Origin of the sequence: Lysinibacillus sp. FJAT-14745 (assembly GCF_001275675.1) — a bacterium.
Lineage (GTDB): Bacteria > Bacillota > Bacilli > Bacillales_A > Planococcaceae > Lysinibacillus.
Window position 1 is genome coordinate 273,798 of sequence record NZ_LITM01000005.1, and the last position, 23,783, is coordinate 297,580.

The 23,783-nt window shown below is 38.1% G+C and carries 21 protein-coding genes; 6 read left to right on the forward strand and 15 right to left on the reverse strand.

The window, feature by feature from the left end; genetic code table 11:
* Positions 1–180: 180 nt before the first annotated feature.
* Both AMS59_RS08665 and rpmB read left to right on the forward strand, forming a co-directional pair.
* On the forward strand, positions 181–918 hold the full coding sequence (locus AMS59_RS08665) for an IclR family transcriptional regulator (RefSeq protein WP_053483338.1): 738 nt from the start codon (positions 181–183) through the stop codon (positions 916–918).
* Between the two features lie 244 nt (positions 919–1,162).
* Complete coding sequence (gene rpmB / locus AMS59_RS08670; RefSeq protein ID WP_004227417.1) at positions 1,163–1,351, forward strand: 50S ribosomal protein L28; 189 nt, start codon at positions 1,163–1,165, stop codon at positions 1,349–1,351.
* Positions 1,352–1,720: 369 nt separating this feature from the next.
* Here rpmB and spoVM read toward each other — a convergent pair whose 3' ends face one another.
* From spoVM to AMS59_RS08740, 15 genes are all read right to left on the reverse strand, one after another.
* Positions 1,721–1,822, reverse strand: a complete 102-nt coding sequence (gene spoVM, locus AMS59_RS26935; protein WP_156304606.1) for a stage V sporulation protein SpoVM — start codon at positions 1,820–1,822, stop codon at positions 1,721–1,723.
* Between the two features lie 18 nt (positions 1,823–1,840).
* Positions 1,841–2,494 carry a thiamine diphosphokinase gene (locus AMS59_RS08675; protein ID WP_053483339.1) on the reverse strand — a complete coding sequence of 218 codons (654 nt, stop codon included), beginning with the start codon at positions 2,492–2,494 and terminating at the stop codon, positions 1,841–1,843.
* The gene (rpe, locus tag AMS59_RS08680) at positions 2,491–3,159 is read right to left on the reverse strand and encodes a ribulose-phosphate 3-epimerase (RefSeq protein ID WP_053483340.1); all 669 of its coding nucleotides are present in this window, start codon (positions 3,157–3,159) and stop codon (positions 2,491–2,493) included. The genes AMS59_RS08675 and rpe overlap by 4 nt, the downstream gene beginning before the upstream one ends.
* Positions 3,160–3,161: 2 nt before the next feature.
* Positions 3,162–4,046, reverse strand: a complete 885-nt coding sequence (rsgA, locus tag AMS59_RS08685; protein WP_053483341.1) for a ribosome small subunit-dependent GTPase A — start codon at positions 4,044–4,046, stop codon at positions 3,162–3,164.
* Between the two features lie 11 nt (positions 4,047–4,057).
* Positions 4,058–6,043 (reverse strand): Stk1 family PASTA domain-containing Ser/Thr kinase, encoded by a 1,986-nt coding sequence (gene pknB / locus AMS59_RS08690; RefSeq protein ID WP_053483342.1) that lies wholly within the window; start codon positions 6,041–6,043, stop codon positions 4,058–4,060.
* A 2-nt stretch (positions 6,044–6,045) separates the two neighbouring features.
* Positions 6,046–6,795: a Stp1/IreP family PP2C-type Ser/Thr phosphatase gene (locus tag AMS59_RS08695; RefSeq protein ID WP_053483343.1), complete on the reverse strand. Its 750-nt coding sequence runs from the start codon at positions 6,793–6,795 to the stop codon at positions 6,046–6,048.
* A 6-nt stretch (positions 6,796–6,801) separates the two neighbouring features.
* The gene (gene rlmN / locus AMS59_RS08700; protein ID WP_053483344.1) at positions 6,802–7,944 is read right to left on the reverse strand and encodes a 23S rRNA (adenine(2503)-C(2))-methyltransferase RlmN; all 1,143 of its coding nucleotides are present in this window, start codon (positions 7,942–7,944) and stop codon (positions 6,802–6,804) included.
* On the reverse strand, positions 7,944–9,305 hold the full coding sequence (rsmB, locus tag AMS59_RS08705; protein WP_053483345.1) for a 16S rRNA (cytosine(967)-C(5))-methyltransferase RsmB: 1,362 nt from the start codon (positions 9,303–9,305) through the stop codon (positions 7,944–7,946). Before rsmB ends, rlmN begins: the two co-directional genes overlap by 1 nt.
* Complete coding sequence (gene fmt, locus AMS59_RS08710; RefSeq protein ID WP_053483346.1) at positions 9,302–10,243, reverse strand: methionyl-tRNA formyltransferase; 942 nt, start codon at positions 10,241–10,243, stop codon at positions 9,302–9,304. Before fmt ends, rsmB begins: the two co-directional genes overlap by 4 nt.
* Position 10,244: 1 nt before the next feature.
* Positions 10,245–10,739 carry a peptide deformylase gene (def, locus tag AMS59_RS08715; protein ID WP_053483347.1) on the reverse strand — a complete coding sequence of 165 codons (495 nt, stop codon included), beginning with the start codon at positions 10,737–10,739 and terminating at the stop codon, positions 10,245–10,247.
* 433 nt (positions 10,740–11,172) lie between these two features.
* Entirely contained in the window at positions 11,173–13,587 is a 2,415-nt protein-coding gene (gene priA / locus AMS59_RS08720) for a primosomal protein N' (protein WP_082337436.1), read from the reverse strand.
* Positions 13,584–14,594 carry a bifunctional phosphopantothenoylcysteine decarboxylase/phosphopantothenate--cysteine ligase CoaBC gene (gene coaBC, locus AMS59_RS08725; RefSeq protein ID WP_053483348.1) on the reverse strand — a complete coding sequence of 337 codons (1,011 nt, stop codon included), beginning with the start codon at positions 14,592–14,594 and terminating at the stop codon, positions 13,584–13,586. Before coaBC ends, priA begins: the two co-directional genes overlap by 4 nt.
* 129 nt (positions 14,595–14,723) lie before the next feature.
* Positions 14,724–14,951: a DNA-directed RNA polymerase subunit omega gene (gene rpoZ / locus AMS59_RS08730; RefSeq protein ID WP_053483349.1), complete on the reverse strand. Its 228-nt coding sequence runs from the start codon at positions 14,949–14,951 to the stop codon at positions 14,724–14,726.
* A 4-nt stretch (positions 14,952–14,955) separates the two neighbouring features.
* Positions 14,956–15,573: a guanylate kinase gene (gmk, locus tag AMS59_RS08735; RefSeq protein ID WP_053483350.1), complete on the reverse strand. Its 618-nt coding sequence runs from the start codon at positions 15,571–15,573 to the stop codon at positions 14,956–14,958.
* A 44-nt stretch (positions 15,574–15,617) separates the two neighbouring features.
* The gene (locus AMS59_RS08740) at positions 15,618–16,493 is read right to left on the reverse strand and encodes a YicC/YloC family endoribonuclease (protein ID WP_053483351.1); all 876 of its coding nucleotides are present in this window, start codon (positions 16,491–16,493) and stop codon (positions 15,618–15,620) included.
* A 740-nt stretch (positions 16,494–17,233) separates the two neighbouring features.
* On the opposite strand from AMS59_RS08740, the gene AMS59_RS08745 reads away from it, so the two are divergent.
* The 4 genes from AMS59_RS08745 to AMS59_RS08760 all read left to right on the forward strand — a co-directional run bounded on the left by AMS59_RS08745 (position 17,234) and on the right by AMS59_RS08760 (position 23,776).
* A complete protein-coding gene (locus AMS59_RS08745) occupies positions 17,234–18,931 on the forward strand; it encodes an NFACT family protein (protein WP_053483352.1) in 1,698 nt (565 codons plus the stop codon).
* A gap of 1,215 nt (positions 18,932–20,146) precedes the next feature.
* Positions 20,147–21,796 carry a peptide ABC transporter substrate-binding protein gene (locus AMS59_RS08750; protein ID WP_053483353.1) on the forward strand — a complete coding sequence of 550 codons (1,650 nt, stop codon included), beginning with the start codon at positions 20,147–20,149 and terminating at the stop codon, positions 21,794–21,796.
* Between the two features lie 130 nt (positions 21,797–21,926).
* Positions 21,927–22,856, forward strand: a complete 930-nt coding sequence (locus AMS59_RS08755; protein ID WP_053483354.1) for an ABC transporter permease — start codon at positions 21,927–21,929, stop codon at positions 22,854–22,856.
* On the forward strand, positions 22,856–23,776 hold the full coding sequence (locus AMS59_RS08760; RefSeq protein WP_053483355.1) for an ABC transporter permease: 921 nt from the start codon (positions 22,856–22,858) through the stop codon (positions 23,774–23,776). Before AMS59_RS08755 ends, AMS59_RS08760 begins: the two co-directional genes overlap by 1 nt.
* Positions 23,777–23,783: the final 7 nt, after the last annotated feature.

The window sequence follows — 23,783 nt, forward strand, 5'->3', positions numbered from 1 at the left end:
AGAGAGGAAAGTTTATATGAAAAATATATGCGTTTTACGGTATACTGTCAATATATTTAGAAAAATTTATATATTCATTCTTTTCTGATAGAAAGCGTATCGAAATAGAAATCCACGATTATGTAGCTAGACGTAGACAAGGATTAAAAATAAAATAAATGAAGGAGAGGTGGGACATCCATGCAATTATTAGAACGAGCTATGACAATCGCAAAAGTTTTGGCTTCTGCAAGCGAAAACAGCTTGTCCATTTCAGAGCTTTCGGCAAAATGCAATTTACCACTTAGTACATTACATAGAATTTTAAAAGCGATGATTAAGGAAGGAATGATTGAACAAGACGATCAAAGTAAACAATATCGACTCGGTACAATATGGATGGAACTTGGCTTACAAGTGTATGATACGATGGACTACATTAGTAAAATTAGGCCAGAATTAGAGCGTTTAGCAAGAGAAGTCGAGGAAAGTGTCTATTTAAGTAAGCCTGCTGGTTTAGATACAATTATTATCGAAAGAATAGACAGTGCAGCTAATCCAATTCGTATTTACGATCAGTTAGGTATTCGTATACCGATGCATATTGGGGCTGCAAATAAAGCAATATTAGCTACAATGCCCATTTCTCAAGCAAAGGAAATTATTGAACAGCTTATTCCTCATGAAGAAATCGCTGAATTAGAGGCACAGCTTGAGCAAATAAGACTACAAGGATTTGCCATTAGTCATGGGGAAAGAACAGCAGGAACATCCTCCATTGCAGTTTCTATTTTAAATGGTTTCAATGAAGTAGTCGGTGCAGTAAGTATAGGTTTTGTTAGCTTTAACGTTTCAGCAGAACATATTAATTCCCTTACAGAGCGTTTAGTAGAAACTGGTAAACGTGTTTCTATGAAGCTTGGCTACCGAGGGAAATAAAGTGAAGCTTTAATCAGGATGTTAATGTGGGTTAAAATCGAACTACTATATACCAGAAATTGTATTACCTAGGAATTTACAACCATTATTTAACAAGTATTTTTTGTCTGTAAAGGTTTTTTTCTTGAAAGGTTATGTGAAAACTGTTGCACTGAACGTCATCGTATGTTAAATTATTATGGTATGTGAAATACCGAACTGAAATAATAATCTTTCAGCATCAACAGTAAGGAGGGAATACAACATGCCAAAACAATGTGTAATCACTGGACGTAAAGCTCGTACTGGTAACAACCGTTCCCACGCTATGAACGCTAACAAACGTACTTGGGGTGCTAACCTTCAAAAAGTTCGTATCTTAGTAGACGGTAAACCAAAACGTGTATGGGTTTCTGCTCGTGCATTAAAATCAGGTAAAATCGAGCGCGTTTAATCGTTGCTTCCAAAAAATCGATTTCGCATTTGGCGCAAATCGATTTTTTTCTGTCTCAATAACTAGGCAAACTACCAACCGCCTTTGTGAATATTTATATAATAAAATGACTATGCCGCTAGAAATTACTTCTCATAGTAATTCCTAGCGGCTTTCATTACATATAGCAGCACAACAAAACACCTATGCAGACTGGCAGTTACGATATAATAAAGTATAGTTCTTCAACAAAGCGAGGGGTTGATTTCCGTTCCGACTGGGCGCCCCTAGGAAAGCGCCCAGTCGGAACGGAAATCATCCACCATAATATTCACAAAGAATTCCTTGACCGTTTTGTTTTTCAATACTATAAGAAAAATCCGACTAGTGTTAGTCGGATTTTTTTACTTTCTTTTCTTTTTTAAACATGTTGATACACGTACGCGTAATACTACTTACAAATTTCGGTAGCTGGAACGTATATACTTTCAGGACTCTCTCCCCCTTACGCTAATCTATGCTTCTTATCATTAAACATATGCCTTGCGAGAAAGATATAGACCCTGATTCACCTATTATTTCATTACTTGTAAAGCGGGATGTACCGAGAGAGATTTTTTCATTTGTTGTTTCATACTTTACTTGCCTTAATGTCACATCTTTAATCGGCTCTTCGTGTGCAAAGAAAGACAAATAACGATATTGCTCGTCTGCTTCAATGATGTGCTTGCCTGGCATTAAAAATTGCATCATATTTGCATGATTAATAATCTTCAATACTACCTGCGGATGCTCTTTTTGTAAACGATAAATCGAACGAACTGCTGCCTCATAATGATCTAAACGTCCACCTGTAACACCTGTAAGTACAATTTCTAGCGGTGTATAGGTCAAGGCTTTTAATAACGCTAAGTCCGTGTCTGTTTCATCTTTTTCTTCCTGGAATCGTTGTCTATCATTTGTATGTGCCATCACCAGCTCGTATTCCTCTTGCGATAGTGAGTCAAAATCTCCTACTATGGCATGTGGTGTAATTCCTTGTTCGATTAAGTATAGTGCTCCTCGGTCTGCTCCGATAAATAACACATCACTTTGCTCTTTATACGGACTAAATGAACAGAGTTCCTCTTTTGGTCCACCTGCACAAACAACGACTACTGTCATCCTTGAATCGCTGCCTCACCAGCGGCTAAAATTTCTTGTAAGGCCGCGGAACGATCTTCTTTACTATAAATAGCGGAACCAGCTACAAAAATTGTTGCTCCTGCTTGTGCACAAGGAATAATTGTCTCTGCATTAATGCCACCGTCGATCTCTATAGCAATATCTAGATTACGTTCTTTAATAATAGCTGCTAATGCTTCAATTTTTGGCACAACAGAATGAATGAATTTTTGTCCACCAAACCCCGGATTCACTGTCATGAACAACACCATATCAATATCTTCTAAAATGTGTTGAATAGATTCTATTGGTGTATGTGGATTTAATACAACACCTGGTTTGACTCCATATGAGCGAATTAATTGAATCGTACGGTGTAAATGGCGACAAGCTTCTACATGCACCGTAATATAGTCCGCTCCTGCTTTGGCGAATTGTTCAATATATTGATCAGGATTTTCGATCATTAAATGAACGTCTAGCGGTAAATCAGTTAAAGGACGAATGGCGTCTAATACGATAGAGCCAAAAGAAATATTTGGCACAAAATGACCATCCATAACGTCGATATGAATAAGCTGTGCCCCTGCCTTTTCAACTTCCTTTACTTCTTCTCCTAATTTAGCAAAGTTAGCTGCTAAAATTGATGGTGCTATTTGTATCATCATTAATACCTCGGCTTTCGATCCATAATTTCTTGCATAAATTGTTCGTAGTGTTTATAACGATAGTCACGAATTTCTCCTGTTTCCACCGCTGCCTTTACTGCACATTTTGGTTCCTTTAAGTGTAAACAGCCTCTAAATTTACAATCATCTGCAATACGGACCATTTCAGGGAAGCATGCGCCTAATTCTTCTTTCTCTATATCATCAAAATCAAATGAACTAAATCCTGGCGTATCTGCTAATAAGCCGTCACATACCTCGATTAACTCAACGTGGCGAGTCGTATGTTTTCCACGCCCTAAGCTTTGTGAAATAATTCCGGTTTTCAAATTTAAATCTGGAATCAATGTATTCAGTAGTGTGGATTTCCCAACTCCAGATTGCCCTGCTAACACGGAACTTTTTCCCTTTAAAATAGGTTGTAGACGATCAACTAATTCTTCCTCATCCTTATAGGTTTGCAGTACGGTATAACCCATACTTTCATAATCTGCTATATAACCTTGTAATTCCTTACGTTCATGGTCTTTTAGCAAATCCATCTTTGTTAAACAAATAATCGGATGAACATGAAATGACTCTAAAACAACTAAGAAACGATCCAGTAAAATTGTATTAAAATTAGGTTCTTTGACAGAAAACACCAAAATACCTTGATCAATATTGGCTATTGGAGGACGTACTAATTCATTTTGGCGTTCCATAATTTTTTGAATAGTGCCGTCTGATCCCTCTGTTTCCAGAGTATATTCTACATTGTCGCCAACGAGTGGGGATTCCCCACGATTACGAAATACCCCACGTCCTCGACATTGTATTAGTTGTTGTCCATCATATACATAATAATAACCGCTTAATGCTTTACGAATTTGGCCTTGAGCCATCCAATTCCCCCTTATTTGACATCGTCGGAGTTGTATCTGTTTTCATCAATAATTTCTGAATCACGAATAATTCTATATGCGCCTACTTCGCCCTCTTCAATGACAAGCTGTATTTTATAGTCTTTATCAGCTGTAATAGTAAATGTATCGGCTACTGATGACATTGTATGGTTTTTATCTTGAATTTCAATACGAATAGTTTGCACCATACCTTCCTCAGCTGGTTCATATGGTATTTTCACAGCTACAGTTTTCACCATAGTTTTTTTAGGTTTTTCGGCAGGTCCCTTACTTATGACAACAACGATTGTAGATCCTACTTCAACTTCAGTCCCGGATTTTGTCAATTGCGAAATAACACTTCCAGCAGCTACTGTATCATTATAGTCTTCACGAGCAATACTCCATTTTAAGCCATTTCTTCTTACATAGTCATCCATTTGAGCCTTCGTGTAATTTACAACATTACCTACTGTAACCATTTGCACTCCTGCGCTTACCGTAAATTTCATCGTTGTATCTTTAGCAATTACTTCTTCTGGAGGTTTCGGCTCTTGCTCAATAATTGTGCCTTCTGGCTCTGTTGAATGCACGTAGTTAATTTCTGGCTCTAAAAATTTACCCTTTATCATTGATTTGACTTGGCTAATTTGCTGCCCTCTATAATCTTCCACTTTTGTCGTTTCTTTTCCAAGACTGACGATTAAGTCTATTTCCGTACCTTTTACACGCTCTGTACCCTCCGCAGGGTCCGTTTCAATGACCTTATCCTTTTCGACATTCTCATCATAACGCTCCTGACGTTCTTTACCAACAGTAAAACCTTCAGCCACTAATTTCTTAGTAGCTTCCTCAATTGTCATATTAGCCACACTAGGTACAGGTGTCTTTTTAGGGCTAAAAAAATCTGTGCCAAAATAAAAGAATAGGAAAATGGCGATAGCCGCTATTACTAGTCCAGCAACATATATTGGCCATTTTATCTTTTTCTTTACAGGTGCTGCCTTTTCAACTGGCTTCTTAGCCTCGGGTTTCGGCTTTGACTGCGTAATTGGTTCGATTGCTCTTGTCTTCGTTAAATCCTCGTCTTTACGTATAACTGGCTCTCTTATAATCGGAATAGCCTTTGTCACATCATTATCTTCCGGTATGACAAACTTCGGTTCATTAATACGATTTGGCGATAAAATTGTTTCTAAATCTGCTTGCATTTCTTCTACCGTTGAATAACGATGAGCAGCATCTTTCGCCGTAGCTTTTAGCACAACATTTTCCACGCTTTGTGGAATGGTAGCATCGAATGCACGGACTGACGGTGTCTCAGATTGTAAATGTTTAAGCGCTATCGAAACTGCTGACTCGCCTGAAAATGGCAATTCTCCAGTTAATAACTCATATAAAACAATGCCCAGAGCATAAATATCAGATTTGTTTGTTGCCGTACCACCACGCGCCTGCTCTGGTGATAAATAATGCACCGTTCCAAGCACGGAGTTCGTTTGTGTAAATGACGTTGCACTAAGCGTCATCGCTATGCCAAAATCAGTTATTTTCACATTGCCTTCAGCATCCATTAAAATATTTTGAGGTTTAATGTCACGGTGGATAATATGATTTTCATGAGCATTGGCAATTGCTGACGTTAACTGCTTCATAATATGCACACTTCTGGCCGGAGAAATTGGTGCAAATTCCTGTATGTACTGCTTTAATGTTTTTCCTTGGACATACTCCATCACAATATAATGTAGATCACCATCATCACCTACATCATAAACACTAACGATATTTGGATGTGTAAGGCTTGTAGCAGAAAGTGCTTCACGTTGAAAACGGCGATGCAATTCATCCTCATTGGTAAAATCATAGCGTAATATTTTAATCGCTACATCACGGTTCAAAATCATGTCATGTGCTAAATAAACATTGGACATACCACCGCCACCAATAAGCTCTATAATTTTATAGCGGTCACTAATTCGTTTACCTACAAGCATACTTACACCTCCTCATCTTGCCTTGTGAGTAGCACGAGGGAGATATTGTCTTCTCCCCCGCTTGCATTTGCTAATTCCACAAGTTTTCGTCCTTTTTCTTCTATTGAATCTGGATACGTAATAATTGATGCCATTTCATACACTGTAAGTTTATTGCTTAAACCGTCAGAGCAAATGAGTAAATACGATTCTGATGCTAAATCAACTTCATAAAAGTCAGGTTCAATCGTTTCTTCTGTACCAACAGCTTTTAAGATGAAATTTTTCTTCGGATGCGTCAAGGCTTCCTCTTCACTAATTTCACCATTTTCAACCAGAACATTTACATAGGAGTGATCTCTTGTTATTTGTTGTGCACCATCATCAAAGAAATAATACACACGACTATCACCAACATGTGCGATATAGCAATGATTTTCTTCAATTAACACTGCAATAAACGTCGTGCCCATTCCTTTACAGTCTTCATGTGATAAAGAATAGTCGTATATACTTTTATTCAATTGCTTGACTGCTTGTAATAACCACTCTTTTTTTGTTGTTGTTGATGCAAAATGATGTGCCTCTGCCTGTAAAAAAACGGATTCTATCTGTTTCATTGCCATATCACTCGCTACATCGCCAGCATTATGACCACCCATGCCGTCTGCTACAAGTGCTAGTGCAAGCCCGTCTGGACGTTTAAAAAATGCCGCACGGTCTTCATTAATTGCTCGTTTTAACCCAATATCACTTTCGACTGTGTATTCCAACACTGGTCACCTCGTCTCTTCAGATCTCTCTTGCGCACGTAATTGACCACACGCAGCTGCAATATCAGAACCTTGTTCTCGGCGGATCGTTACGTTAATCCCATTCTTCTTTAATGTTTTTTCAAAGGCAAAAATTTGACTACGGGATGTACGAACATAATCACGTTCTGGTACGTAGTTTACAGGAATTAAGTTCACATGGCATTTAAGCCCTTTTATTAATGCAGATAATTCTTCTGCAATTTCAACTGAATCATTTTCACCAGACATTAAACCATACTCAAAAGTAACACGTCGGCCAGTTTTCTCGGTATAGTAACGAACGGCTTCCATTAATTCATCCAACTTATAAGCACGAGCAATTGGCATTAGTTTTTGACGAGCCTCTTGGTTTGGTGCGTGTAAGGATACTGCAAAGTTGATTTGTAGCTGTTCATCAGCAAATTGATAAATTTTTGGAACAATCCCTGATGTTGAGACAGTGATGTGACGCGCACCAATATTTAACCCTTTTTCATGGTTGATGACTTTTAAGAAGTTCATCATCGCATCATAATTATCGAAAGGTTCTCCAATACCCATAATGACGATATGTGACACACGCTCGCCCACTTCATCTAAAGTTTGTTGTACTTTGACAACTTGTTCCACGATTTCCCCTGCTTGTAAGTGACGTTTTAATCCACCTAAAGTTGACGCACAAAACGTACAGCCAATTCGGCAGCCTACTTGTGTTGTCACACAAATAGAATTCCCATATTCATGGCGCATTAATACAGTTTCAATCGAATAGCCATCTTGTAATTGGAATAAAAACTTGATCGTACCATCTTTTGATTCCTGTTGAATAATTGTTGACAATGTCGTCAATGCAAAACTTGCTTCAAGCTTTTCACGTAATCCCTTTGAAAGGTTAGACATTTCTTCAAATGTTTTTACTCGTTTATTATAAAGCCAATCAAAAATTTGTGCTGCACGGAACGATTTTTCACCATTCTCCGTTAACCATTCTTCTAACTGTTTCGGCTGTAATGAGTATACCGATTCCTTTAAATTTGGTTTTTCTTTTTTTGCGTGTCGAACAGGCTTGTCTTCTGCTTCTTCAACTAAGTCGCTTATACGCTCATTAAATTTATCTTGATCCACCATTAGTTGGATTCTCCTTTTTTACGAAAGGCGGCAACGAAGAAACCGTCACTGCCAAAGTCTTGTGGAAAGACTTGAAGCATGCCATTTGCTTGCTTTTCCGCTAATTTTGTTGGTAAAGATTCTAGTTGTATAGCTTCCATTTCTGGATGCGTTGCTAAAAAGGCCTCTACTGTACCTTCGTTTTCCCTTTTATCGACTGTACATGTACTGTACACAAGCTTACCATCTATTTTCAATACTTTTGTTGCAGCATCTAATAGCGCCAATTGTATTTTTTGGAGGTTTTCTAAATCTTCCTCACGTTTTGTATATTTAATATCTGGCTTGCGGCGCATAACACCTAAACCACTACACGGCGCATCGACTAAAATAGCGTCGAATGATTCTAGTTGTAGATAATCCGGTGCCTTACGTCCGTCAACTGGAGCAGTCTCTACTATATCAATCCCTAGACGATTCGTATTATGGTCGATTAAATCTAATTTATGAGGGTGAAGGTCAGTCGCTAAAATCGAACCTTCATTTTTCATAATCTCAGCTATATGTGTTGTCTTTCCACCTGGAGCTGCACACATATCTAAGACGCGCATGCCAGGAGATGGATGCAACACATTTGCTGGAATCATGGAGCTTTCATCCTGAATAGTAATAAGCCCTTCTTGGAAAGCCTTCGTTCGAGCTGGCTGACCATTTGTTACATGTAAGCATTCCGGCATCAGGTCACTTTTTTTCGCTGATAACCCTTCCGCTTCTATGCTGGCAATCGCTTGCTCAACGGTTGCTTTCGTCGTATTTACACGTACAGTCTGCACCGGAGGTACATTATTTTCATGTAACATTTCAGCCGCTACTTCCATACCATAGTTATCGACAAAGCGTTGCACTAACCACTCTGGATGACTCATTTCAATAGCAAGACGCTCAATCGGATCTTTAATGTCATCAGTAGAAGCTACACCTTGACGTAAAATAGATCGTAAAATACCGTTGACCATTGAAGCTATCCCTTGGTGACCTCGACGCTTAGCGATTTCTACAGCTTCATTCACCGCTGCATGTGGTGGTATACGTGTTAAATAATGCATTTGATATAAAGATAAACGTAAAAGCCAGCGCACCCAATGATCCACTGAACCACGAATAAATGGCTCTAAATAGTAGTCAAGTGTCATTTTATATTGTAGAGTGCCATACGTAATTTCTGTTAAAAGCGCACGATCCTTCGCTTCAATTTTATGGCGCTTGATCGTTTCATTTAAAAGCAAATTACTATAGGCTTGATTTTTATCCACTGCTAACAGAATAGAAAGTGCAGCATCACGCACATTTCCATCCCAAATTACTACGCTTTTTTTACTCATTTAAATTGGTCCCCAATCTGTAATTTAGAACCTGTACCACGCAAATATTCCTCTGCTATCATGCGTTTTTTACCAGCTGGTTGTACATCATACAGGGCAAGTGTTGTACCATTTCCTGCTGCAACTTCAAAATGATCCTTTGAAATCGCAACAACCTCACCAGGTATAGCATCATGCTTAGTGATACCAACCTGTGCCCACCAAATTTTAAAGTTATCATCTTCAAATGTTGTATAGGCAACTGGCCATGGATGAAGACCACGCACTTGATTGTATAAAGTTGTAGCATCCTTTGTCCAATCGATACGTTCTTGCTCACGTGAAATATTGCTGGCAAAGGTTACTTGTGCTTCATCCTGCACTATACGACTATTTGTTCCATTTATAATAGAAGGAAGCGTATCTTTTAATAAATCAGAACCTACAACACTTAGCTTGTCAAATAGTCCACCCGTATGATCATCCTCTTCAATCGGGATGGCTTTTTGGGATATGATATCACCGGCATCAAGCTTTTGCTCCATATACATGATTGTTACACCAGTCTCTTTTTCACCATCAATAATGGCTTGGTGAATAGGTGCTCCGCCACGATATTTCGGTAAAAGTGACGCATGGACGTTAATGCAACCAAGCGGTGGTGTATCTAACAATTCTTTCGGCAAAATTTGGCCAAAAGCTGCTGTTACGATTAGGTCAGGCTGTAAATCAATAATTTGCTGCAATTCCTCAGAACCGCGGAGTTTTTCAGGCTGAATAACATGTAAACCTAACTCCATAGCTGCTGCCTTTACAGGTGGTGGTGTTAGCACACGCTTACGCCCAACTGGACGGTCTGGTTGTGTAACTACAGCTTTAATATCATAGCCTTCATGATGTAGCATACGCAAAATTGGCGCAGAGAAATCAGGTGTTCCCATGAAAATTATTGAAGTCATGTTATTCCTCCTCTTCAGCGTACATTGCTTCAAGTTCTTCTTCAGTGATAATGCGTTTGATTTTAGAATCAAATAGCACGCCATCTAAATGATCGATTTCATGAATAATTGCTCGTGCATCAAAGCCTCCCGCTTCTAGCTCATATACACGTCCTTCACGGTCACATGCTTCAATTTTCACATAGTCAGGTCGTTCAACCTCACCGTATAATCCCGGGAAGCTTAAGCATCCTTCAATATCTACTTCAGCGCCATCCGTTTCAATAATAGTTGGATTAATCATTTCTAAAATATCTCGTTCCTCGCCAAGCTCGACAATTGCAACACGTAATCCTACATTTATTTGTGGTGCTGCAATACCAACGCCATCGTATTCAACCATTGTGTCATATAAATCATCTAGTAATGTAATAATTTCTTCATTAATTTCTGTTACTTCTGCGCACGGTGTTGATAATATCTTTGCTGGATGTTCTACAACTTTTTTAATTGCCATGTTATGTTCCTCATTTCTATATTAAGGCTTATACCTTGTCTAATTGTAACGCTACATCATAATGTGGGGTTGATTTCCGTTCCGGTTGGGCGCTTTGTTGTTGCTGTCGCTACGCTTTCGCACAGATAAAAAACAATTGCTGTCGCTTCGCTTTCGCACAGAGCAAAGCTTCCTGGAGGCGTTCGATGAGCCGCTTCGCTTCGCTGCAGGGTCTCGGGCCAACAGATGTCTTTTGCGCGAAAGCGTAGTGCTAACGTAGCGGCAGCAGCACGATGTTAGTCACGAAGGCGTTATCACAAGATGTGATGATATTAGCCTTCGTTCCTCTATTCGCTAATCCCCGAGGAGTCGCCCAACCTCCACTCCAATCAACTTATCCCCATGACATACGTTTCAACAAAAAGTCATGCTCAAATTTAGGTGATGGAGCATTTTATATAGTTGACGGATCTAAATCTACCGTCATTAATATTCCCTGTTTAATCCATTCCGCTCTATACATCGCTAGAAGACGCTGTAATACAGGGATTAGATTAGGTTCAATTTTATATTTTATCAAACATTGATAGCGATATCTATTTTGGAGACGACTAATGCTTGCAGTTGTTGGCCCAATAATTGCTACTCGGTTTGATAAGTTTTCCCTTAGCCAATCCACCGCACGTCCAGCATACTCTGCCGCCATCATGACATCTTCATGTGATATTTGAACAAGTGCTACAAAATAATAAGGTGGATAGCTAGAGCGGCGGCGTAAAAACATTTCACGTTCGTAAAATGGCTCGTAATCTTGTATTTTTGCCAATTCAATTGCATAATGCTCTGGTGTATACGATTGAATAATTACCTCACCATGCTTTTCATGACGTCCAGCCCTACCACTAACCTGCGTTAATAATTGGAATGTACGCTCCGCTGCACGATAATCGGGTAGATGCAGAGATGTATCAGCACTAAGTACACCAACAAGCGTAATATTAGGAAAATCAAGACCTTTCGCAATCATTTGCGTCCCTAGCAAAATATCTGCCTGTTCTTCTCCAAATGCCTGCAAAATTTCTTCATGTGCACCTTTGTGCTTTGTTGTATCAACATCCATTCGGAGAACCCTTGCCTCAGGAAATAGCTTATAAATTTCTTCTTCGACTTTTTGTGTGCCCGTACCAAAATAACGAATATGCTCACTCTGGCATTGTGGACATATTTGAGGAACACGCTCCTCATAACCGCAATAATGACATTTTAATTTCTCTGTTGTTCGATGATACGTTAACGAGATATCACAGTTCGGACATTGTACAACCGTCCCACAATCACGACAAAGCACAAAAGAAGAATAGCCACGACGATTTAAAAACAGCACCATCTGTTCTTTTTTCTCAAGCCTTACACGTATAGCATCAATAAGTTGCTCCGAAAACATAGAACGATTCCCTTTTTGAAGTTCTTCTCGCATATCGGCAATAAAAACAGTTGGTAACGGTTGATGCAAAGCACGTTGCTTTAATGATAACAAACTATATACGCCCTTCTTCGCTCTCGCAAATGATTCAAGCGCAGGCGTTGCACTACCTAATATAACTGGACATTTGTAAAATTCACTTCGCCAAATCGCTACATCTCTAGCATGATAACGCGGTGAATCCTCTTGCTTGTATGTTGATTCATGCTCTTCATCTAGAATAATGAGACCTAAATTTGTAAAAGGTGCAAAAATTGCCGAACGAGCCCCAACAACAACGCTTACCTTTCCTTGCTGAATTTTACGCCATTCATCATACTTTTCACCGACAGATAACCCACTATGCATGACAGCAACCATCTCACCAAAACGACTACGAAAACGCTCTGTCATTTGTGGTGTCAATGATATTTCAGGCACTAGCATAATGGCTTCCTTACCATCATCTAATACCTTTTGTATCGCTTGCAAATATATTTCAGTTTTACCACTTCCCGTGACGCCATGTAGCAAAAAAGTTTTTGCTGTCTGTTCTTCCATCGATCCAGTAATAGCCTTTAATGCTATGTGCTGTTCATCCGTCAATTGTAAAGATTGAGTACGGGAAACCTCCTTCGTAAAGGGGTCTCGATACACCTCTTCTTGTATAAAGTGAGCGGCTCCTTTGTCGATAACTGACTGTAATACCGCGGAAGATGCACCTGTTTCCTCATAAATTTTCTGTGGCAAAAGAACCTCTCCAAGGTGTCTGCCCATCCATTCAATCAGCTGGCGCTGTTTGGCTGCTCTTGCTGCATCTACCATGGCCTTGTCGATATCTTGCTGATGATCTGAAATTTTGACCATCCGTATTTCTTTCACATTACCTTGCTGCTTCACAACATTTTCAATTTTTACAATTTTATTAGTGATAAGCTGTTTTAATAAAGGAAGTAAATCTGCACGCTCGAATTCTTTGAAATTAGCCTGTTGTCGCTTTCCAAAAATAGCTTGCGCTTCATCTGGCAAAGCGTCTTTCTCCTCTAGTAGCGTTATGATTTTTTCATACTTCGCTCGAAGCGCTGATGGTAGCATGACCTGTAAGGCATCAATTTCATAACAAATCGTTTCGTTTTTCAGCCATTTTGCCATTAACAGCATTTCTTCGGTTAATACAGGCTCAATATCTAAAATTTGTGCAATAGACTTTAATTTGTTAGACGGTACATCTGTTTCATTTTTTAATCCGACCACAAAGCCGAGAACATTTCTTGGCCCAAACGGAACTTTCACACGGCAGCCCATCTCTATAACATGTGCCCATTCTGTAGGAACTTCATAGTCAAATGGACGATCTACATGGTAAGTTGAAACATCCACTATAACCTCTGCAATCAAAAAACTCATTGCTTCTCACCCTGTAATATATATGTCCAAAATGCTTGTGCGAATTGCTTAGCATCTGTCGCATCCCACATTTGACCATTTACTTCTGCCGTGTCACTAAAATCAATCCACTTGTCTGACATGATTGTTACCATTGGCTCACCCTTAACCTTTTGTCCAAAAGTTATTGCGGTCATTCCTTCTACAGATAATATCGGTGCTTCTTCAATTGTAGGCGTATTTGCTGCATGGATAAAAAATGCGGATGGATATTGTTTTTTATAATTCTCAAGCTGTTCAAAAAGCTTATACATGCTTGTTTCTTTGTCATCTATTAGGATGACATTTGCTCCAAGTGTTTGTGCCTCTTTTGCTATTGCCTGACCAATTCTACTATTCGACTGCGTACTAATCACATGGTGCTCGTCTAATGGTACATAAAACGCTCCAGCTGTGACCACTACTGTTTTACTAGCTAATGGCTTTGCCTTCTCTGAAAAAAACTCTTGCACGATCGCTGTTATTTTTTCTGGCTCTTCTAGACGTCCTTTACCAACATAGCCACATGCCAAAAATCCTTCTGAAGGCTCAATAAATTGATAGCCATCAGATTGTAACTGAGCCAAATTTCGTTTTACCGCTGGATGGTCATACATATGTACATTCATCGCTGGTGCTAGCCATACAGGGGCAGTTGTTGCAAGCAAGGTCGTTGTTACCATATCGTCCGCTATTCCATTCGCCAGCTTCCCTATAACATTTGCAGTAGCTGGTGCAACTAAAACTAAATCTGCCCAATCTGCCAAATCAATATGGGCAATAACACTTGAATCCTTTTCATCAAAAGTATCGAAAAAAACATCATTTTTGGACATAACTTGAAAGCTCAATGGATTCACAAATTGTCTTGCTGATGCTGTCATGATGACCTTTACATTTGCCCCAGCTTGAGATAGCTTGCTAACTAGAGCGACAGCCTTATAAACCGCTATACCACCTGAAACACAAAGTAAAATATTTTTATTCATGCACAATCGTCCTTTCAAATGATAAGCTCCCAAAGGAAAATTCCTCGGGAGCTCTCGGCATTCTGTATAATCAAAAATCCACTGCAGGCAGACTTTAACATTAATTTGGCAAATGCTTATTGATCAATGTTAGATTTCGTCTTCGTACACAGTTGACTCATCCTGTGATACCTTCGTAAGTACACCTGCCGCTACTTCTTCAAGTGCTTTCCCTACGTATTTATGAGAAACATACTTGTGTAAGCGTTCAGTATCTTGTTCCTCTTGCATTTGACGAGCACGTTTAGATGCTAAACTTACTAATGAGTATTTTGAATCGATTTCTTTTTTTAATGTATCTACTGATGGGTATAACATAGATTTATTCTCCTCTCAACATTGACAAATATCTTTTTTCAACACGTTCTCTACGACAATGCTCGGCTTTAATAATCGCATTTATACGATCACAAGCATTTGTCACTTCATCATTTTCAACTACGTAATCATAAAGGCTCATCATTTCAAGCTCTTCACTTGCAGTTGCTATACGTTTTGCAATAACCTCTGCTGTTTCTGTCCCTCGACCAACTAAACGATCCTTTAATTCCGTTAAACTTGGTGGGGCTAAGAAAATAAATAATGCATCTGGTGCCTTTTTGCGGATTTGTGCAGCACCTTGCACTTCGATTTCTAAAAACACATCACGTCCTGCATCAAGTGTTTCATTTACATAGGCTAACGGTGTTCCGTAATAATTCCCTACAAATTCAGCATGCTCCAATAAGCCACCCTGTTCAATCAACGTTTCAAATTCTTCACGCGTCTTGAAAAAATAGTCTACACCATCTACTTCACCTTCGCGAGGATTTCGTGTTGTCATCGAGATGGAATACTCATAATTCGTATTCGGCTGAGAAAATAATTCTTTTCGCACTGTCCCTTTACCTACACCAGATGGGCCAGACAGAACAATTAATAATCCACGTTCTTTTATCATTTATTCTCTATATCTCCCTTAATTTATAACAGATACAAAGCAAGCTATTCGATATTTTGAACTTGCTCGCGCATCTTTTCTAAAATTGTTTTCGCCTGAACTACCGCAACGGCCGCCTCTGTTGATTGATTTTTTGAACCAATCGTATTGATCTCACGGTGTATTTCCTGCATTAAAAAGTCTAATTTACGGCCAACCGAAATCGTTTCTTGTAATGTTTCTTCCAATTGGTTAAAGTGACTATCTAATCGGTCCAATTCTTCGGTGATGTCGACACGTTCTGCAAATATCGCTACTTCGGTAAGTAGGCGTTCTTCTAACAACGCTCCATCCGCCACTTCAGTAATTCGTTCCAATAATCGTGTACGATACTTTTCAACAGCAAGAGAGGCGTATGAACGAATGTGGTTCACTTGTTCCATTAACTGTTCTTTATATTGTACAACAACATCATGCAATTCTTGCCCTTCACGCTCACGCATTTGAATCAGCTGTTCAAGTGCTTGCGTAATAGCCTTTTCAACAGCACCGAGTAAATCCTCAGGTGTAAGCTGTGGCTTTTCCTGTACAAGCGCTTGTTCAAGCGATAGCAGCTCTTGCATCGTCCATTTTTCTTCTAGTGGTACTTTACTTGCTAATTGCTCTTTTGCCTTACGATACGCTTCAATTAATGACCAATTAATTTCAATAGATTGCTCGACGTTATCTAAATCCTTAACATAAACCATCACATCAATTTTGCCACGTGACAAAGCTTGCGAAATTAATTTCTTTGCAAAAATTTCTGCTTCAAGCCATTCTTTCGGGAATTTTGCATTAATTTCTAAAAATCGATGGTTGACCGAGCGCATTTCTACAGTTAATTGAAAGTCTCTTGTTGTTGTGACACCTCTGCCAAAACCAGTCATACTACGCACCAAGGTTCGTCACACCTTTCTTTGCATACTGGGATTATTATAACATAAGCTCTGTCGTTTATGACGTGTCTCTCCAGAAAAAATTACATAGAGCAAAAGCTAATTCTACCACATATGAAGCTATATTTTAATATTCACCTAAAAAATGCTATGATAAACATAAGAAAAAACTCATCACCAAAAGAAAGAGATGACATTTGTTAAAATGTACGCTATGTCTAGAAGTTGATTAGAATGGAGAATGGGCGACTTCTTGGAATTAGCGGCTCATTATTTTCAAATGCGTACTTTGAAGATTTATCGGAACAATATCTCATTTTATCGGAACAATTTTAGCTTTTATCGGAATATTATCACGTTTTATCGGAACAATTTCAGTTTTTATCAGCGCCCAGCCGGAACGGAAATCACCACTCTGTTATGGTTATGTGCCATACAAGTGATTTCTAACAAAATTGATTCATCATCGGAATTTAGGGATGACATTTTGCTAAAACGTATGTCATGCATATAAGTTGATTGGAGTGGAGGCTGGGCGACTCCTCGGGGATCAGCGTCACAGATGAGACCCTGGAGCGAGCAGCGCGAGTGAAGCGGCTCATCGGACGCCCCCAGGAAAGCGCCCAGCCGGAACGGAAATTCAACCACACATTATGGTGATGAATGTGAAGCTAATGCACCATTAAAATATAATAAATACGAAAGTACCAAGGATGCTTATATCGTTGGAAAGAGGAATTCATATGGCATTTGATGGCTTATTTACTTATTCAATGACAGCCGACCTACAACAATTAGTAACAGGTCGGATCACTAAAATACATCAACCAAACGCTCAGGAAGTTGTTCTACATATCCGTGCGAACGGAAGCAATCAAAAATTACTGTTTTCGATTCATCCTTCTTACGCACGTGTTCACCTCACTGAGCAATCTATTGACAACCCAGCAGAACCTCCTATGTTTTGTATGCTGTTGAGAAAGCATATAGAGGGTGGTTTTATTGCTTCTATTAAACAGCACGAATTTGATCGCATTATAATAGTAGAGATTGAAAGTAAAAATGAGATTGGCGACCCTATTGTAAGGGAGTTACATGCTGAAATTATGGGCCGTCACAGTAACCTATTATTAATAGATAAAGAGCAGGGAAAAATAGTCGACAGCTTAAAGCATTTGCCACCTTCTGTGAATAGTTTCCGTACAGTGTTACCGGGGCAGCCTTATATCGCACCGCCCGCACAGAATAAATGGCACCCTCTAGCAGTAACCGACGAACAGCTCACACTGTTTTTCTCTGAACCAAAAACGGCTAAGGAAGTAGTTTCGCAATTTATTGGTTTCTCCCCTATACATGCTGAGGAATTATTATTCCGATTAACAGGCACAGATGATCATGTAAATTGCTTTAAAAATTTTATAGCTTCCTTTAATAGTGGTGGAACAAAGCCGATGTATGTCATCGCAAATAATAAAACTTACTTCTCACCGATCGCTTTAACACATTTACAAGGAGATGTAACGCTTTATCCAAATGTCCATGAGCTACTTGACCGCGTATTCTTCGCTCGAGCTGAGCGTGATCGTGTTAAACAGCAGGCAGGTGATTTGGAGCGATGGCTGCAAAATGAAATTGACAAGCTTATATTAAAAACTAAAAAGTTAAATAAAGACTACGACCGCGCATCTAAGCTAGATCAGTTCCAATTATATGGAGAATTACTGATGGCGAATATTTACGCGTTTGAAAAAGGTGTAAAGGAAGTAACTGTCACTAACTATTATAGTGAAACTGGAGATGAAGAAATCACCATTCCAGTGAGTGAACGTAAAACACCTGTGGAAAATGCTCAAAGCTATTACACAAAATACACAAAAGCAAAAAATGCCCTTATTATGGTTCAAGAACAGTTAGAAAAAACGAAGGAAGAAATAGCCTATTTTGAAATGCTTGCTCAGCAGGTACAACAAGCTGCTCCTGGAGATATAGAAGAAATTCGCGAAGAATTAGCAGAACAAGGTTATTTGAAAATACGTCATGCACGAAAAAAGAAAAAACAAGCAAAGCCTGAACCTGAACGTTATGTTTCTTCTACAGGTGTAGCGATCTCTGTAGGGAAAAATAACAAACAAAATGACATGCTTACATTTAAACTAGCTAAACGCACAGATATCTGGCTGCATACGAAGGATATTCCAGGCTCACATGTTGTCATCCATACAAGCGAACCTGACGAAACAACATTACGAGAAGCTGCAACACTTGCTGCCTATTTTTCAAAAGCAAGAGAATCTTCCTCTGTTCCAGTAGATTACACAGAAATACGTCAAGTAAAAAAACCAAATGGCGCTAAACCTGGTTTTGTTATTTACTTTGAACAAAAGACTGTATACATCGATCCAGATGAAGCTGTTATTTTACAGTTAAAAAAACAGTCTTAAAGATTGACGATGGGACATAACTGAACAAAACCTTTAAAAGCGTGAGAAATCAATTTTTAGAACCGTTGATTTCTCGCGCTTTTCTGATGTAAAACTTTTTAATTGTACTTTAAAAATATACTTATATCTCAACTTCTCAGACTGTAAACAAACTCTTGAAATGCATAAAGTTGTATTACGATTTAATCGTAAAACTCCGACATTCAGTATTTTGCGAGGACGTCGAAACCTCTCGTCTTTTACATAGTGAGGCTTACCTTGAAGAAAAATAATCAAACTTATCCCCCATGAGGTCCTATGGATAACTCGTCACTCACCGAAACGTTCACCTATAACTACCGTTAGCTGCTACTTACTGTTTATTTTTAGGAAGACTACCATTTAACAATTGTTATATGGTAAAATAAACCACGTAAAGAGGTTAAGTAATTTTCTACTCATTAAGTTCTACTTACACAATATTTTAGTAACTTTATGTAGAAGCTTTCCTCCTAAGTGAGACAAATGGATTCCTCCAAAAAACAGCATTATAGAAACACCTAGAAACAGGTATATTTTTTCCAGTTGATATATACCCAATCCTTCATGCATATAATTGATTCAATACATTGTTTTTTATACATTGCTGTATATTTAAGTAGTGTGCAAATTATTTCAAAAAAACATATTTTACTAAAATACCGTGCATTTATTCTTTAAAGGAAGCACATTTCACTCTAATTCTTCATTTTCATCTCTTATACTAGTTAATCTTAAATAAATACAAAATAAGTTTCTTATATATCATTAATAGATAAAAACATTCATTCTTTGAGATTATAAATTACAAAAAAATACCTGACCACGAATCTAAATTACTCAGTTTTACAATGATTTTCTACAAATCTATACAAATATCTAATAGCATCACGCACATGACTTTAGACTCATTTTTAAAATAACAATAATATTATCTAAAGAATATGAATTTTCGGTATAATAAGTCATTTTTTTATTTTTATTTTATTTTTGATATTTAGAACGAATAAATATCAAAAAAATACTATGAAAGTGCTTTCATTCTTTAATGTGATGAATAGAAAAAAATTATTATCCTCTTAAATGTCAGATAATACTATATAAATTTGAATCTTTTTTATTTTGTGCAAATGATTTTTTTGGTATATTAAATAAGAGCTTCACAAAAGGCTTAAAAATTGTATAAGGGGGATTCACATGAATAAAAACAAAAAGTTTTTATTACTAACTGTCCTTGCAGTCTTTTCATTAGTATTAGCTGCATGTGGCTTCGGCGGTGATAAGTCTGATAATTCTTCATCTTCAGACGGCAAAAAGGATTCTGGTTCAAAAGCTAAAGAACTTAACTTAGCAATAACTTCAGAACCACCATCTTTACACCCAGGACTTGCAGAAGATACTACATCTAGTGCAATCTTAATAAACATTTTTGAGGGTCTAACTGTTTCAGACGCTGATGGTAAGCCTACTCCAGGTATGGCTGAGAAATGGGATATAAGTGATGATAAAAAGACTTATACTTTCCATTTACGTGATGCAAAATGGTCAAATGGTGATACAGTTGTAGCAGGTGACTTCGAATATGCTTGGAAATGGGCATTAAATCCAGAAAACCTTTCTTCGTATGCTTCTATTTTCTACCCAATTAAAGGGGCTCAAGCATACAACGAAGGAAAAGGTGCTGCTGATGCTGTTGGTATCAAAGCTGAAGATGACAAAACTTTAGTCGTAACTTTAGAAAACCCAACTCCGTATTTCCTAGAATTAACAGGATTTAAAACTTATTTACCAGTTAACCAAAAAGTAACTGAAGCTAATAAACAATGGTACGCAGACGCTGGTAAAGATTACGTTACAAATGGTCCTTATAAATTAAGCGATTGGAAACATAGCGATTCTATCGTTCTTACAAAAAATGAAGATTATTGGGATGCATCAAATGTTGATGTTAATACTGTAAATATTGCTATGATTGATAAAGAAACAACTGTTGCTACTAACTTTAAATCTGGCTCACTTGACTATATCGGTGCTCCATTCCAAACAGTAGATCTTAATGCAATTGATGAATTCAAAAAAGATGGTTCTTTAAGAATCAAAGACCAAGCAAGTATTTATTGGTATAAATTCAATACAAAAGACAAAATCATGTCTAATGCAAATATCCGTAAAGCTCTTACTCTAGCAATCGATCGTCAAAAATTAATTGACAACGTAACTAAAGGTGAGCAAAAACCAGCTACAGGTATGATTCCGGTAGCAGTTCCTAAATTTGAAGAAGACCGTGGTTACATCAAAGATAACGATGTTGAAGGAGCAAAAGCTGCTCTTGAAGCTGGTATGAAAGAACTTGGTATTAAAGATCCTAAAGATATCACAGTTAACATTTCATTTAACACTTCTGAAGCACATGCAGCAATCGCTCAATACATTCAAGAAGAATGGAGCAAAAAACTTGGTATTTCATCTAAATTAGATAATTCTGAATGGCAAGTTTATTTAGAAAAAATAAAAACTGGTGACTATCAAGTAGGCCGTATGGGCTGGGTAGCTGACTATCTAGATGCATATACATTCCTTGAACCGTTTAATACTGCTAAAAACGGTAACAACCAAACAGGATGGGAAAATGCTCAATACAAAGGATTCTTGGACAAAGCAGCTGCTGAGGTAGATGAAGCTAAACGTCTTGATGATTTAAAACAAGCAGAAGCAGTTATTATGAAAGAATTACCAGTTGCACCTATTTACTACTACACTAACTTGTCAGTAGTTAAAGACGGTATTACAAACTTAGATCCAAATCCAACAGGTGATATTCACCTTAAATATGTAAAGATAAAATGATTTGTTAACAATTTCTTTTAGGCTCTAAGCGGAGAGCTGCCTCGTGACCATTGTGGCACGAGTCAGCTCTTTTTAAAATACGAAGGCACTTATTTGTCAGATAATTGACAAATAGAAGGAGGAGTTTTATGTGATTAAATATATTTTGAAAAGGCTGATGTATATACTTCTCGCGCTTTTCGTCATCGTAACGGCTACGTTTTTCCTATTGCGTCTTGCTCCTGGTAACCCATTTGCATCTGAACGTAATTTCCCTCCTCAAATAGAGGCAAAGTTAAACGAAACGTATGGATTAAATAACCCTTGGTATATTCAGTACAAAGATTATTTAATCGATGCGGCCACTTTTAATTTCGGTGAATCTATGAAATATAAAGCGCGTTCTACTAATGATATGATTGCAGAAGGCTTCCCTGTATCTTTAACTTTAGGAATTGAAGCGATGCTGCTATCGATTGGATTTGGTGTATTAATCGGCGTAATTGCTGCGCTTTATCATAATAGGTGGCCAGATTATTTGGCAACGACCTTTGCGGTGTTTGGAATTTCCGTTCCATCCTTTATATTAGCTGGACTCATGCAGTATTTCCTTGCATATAAACTTCAGTTATTCCCGATTAGTGGATGGAAAGGTTTTAGTTATAGTATGTTGCCAGCCTTAGCTATTGCATTAACGCATATGGGCTTTATTGCTAAACTGATACGTTCAAGTATGCTTGAACAAAATAATAGTGAATATGTAAAGATGGCTCGTGCAAAAGGTATAGGAAAATGGACAATCGTCTTCCGCCATACTTTACGTAACGCCCTTTTACCAGTCGTTACTTATTTAGGTCCATTAACAGCTGCTGTTGTTACAGGTAGCTTCATTGTAGAGTCAATTTTTGCCGTTCCTGGATTAGGTAAACACTTCGTGCAAAGTATTACGAACCGTGATTACACAGTTATAATGGGGACAACCGTGTTCTACGCAATCATTCTTTTATTTGCGGTATTCATCGTAGATATTTTATACAGCGTGATCGATCCGCGAATTAGACTGAAAGGAGCGAAAAAGTAATGACACAGCAACAAATCGAAAAAGATAAGTTTAAAATTGTTGGCGGAAATCACGAAGCCACTGAAAAATTAGCAGATAAATCTGTCTCCTTTTGGAAGGAAGTATTTCTTCGTTTTTCCCATAATAAAATGGCGATTTTCGGTGTAATCACTTTAATAATTATTGTTTTAATGGCTACATTTGTGCCGATGTTTTCACAATACCACTATAGTGATCAATTAGGTGCTTTTAATGCCCCACCATCATCAGAATTTTGGTTTGGTACAGATGATTTAGGTCGTGATATTTTCGTTCGTGTCTGGGCCGGCGCTCGTATTTCTTTATTCATCGGGTTTGCTGCTGCCATTATTGACTTGCTCATTGGCGTATTATGGGGCAGTATTTCTGGTTTAGCAGGTGGTCGTGTTGACAATATTATGATGCGTATTGCCGATGTTTTAACAGCTGTTCCTTACCTTTTAGTTGTAATCGTACTTTTAGTAGTATTAGAACAAGGTATTATACCAATGATTATCGCATTATCCATTACAGGTTGGATCAATATGGCCCGTATTGTACGTGGTGAAGTATTATCTATTAAAAATCAAGAGTATGTTTTAGCGGCGCGTACTTTGGGCGCAAGAACAGGACATTTAATTTTAAAACATTTAGTGCCAAATGCACTTGGTGCGATTTTAGTATCAATGACATTTACAGTGCCATCTGCTATTTTTACAGAGTCTTTCCTTAGTTATCTAGGACTTGGGGTTCCTGCTCCACAAGCCTCTTGGGGAACAATGGCTTCTGAAGGAAATGGCGCGATTGCCAATGCTCCTTGGCGTTTAATATTCCCTGCAATGTTCATTTCACTAACAATCTTTGCGTTTAACGCAGTTGGTGACGGCTTACGTGATGCATTAGATCCAAAACTACGTAAATAAGGAGGTG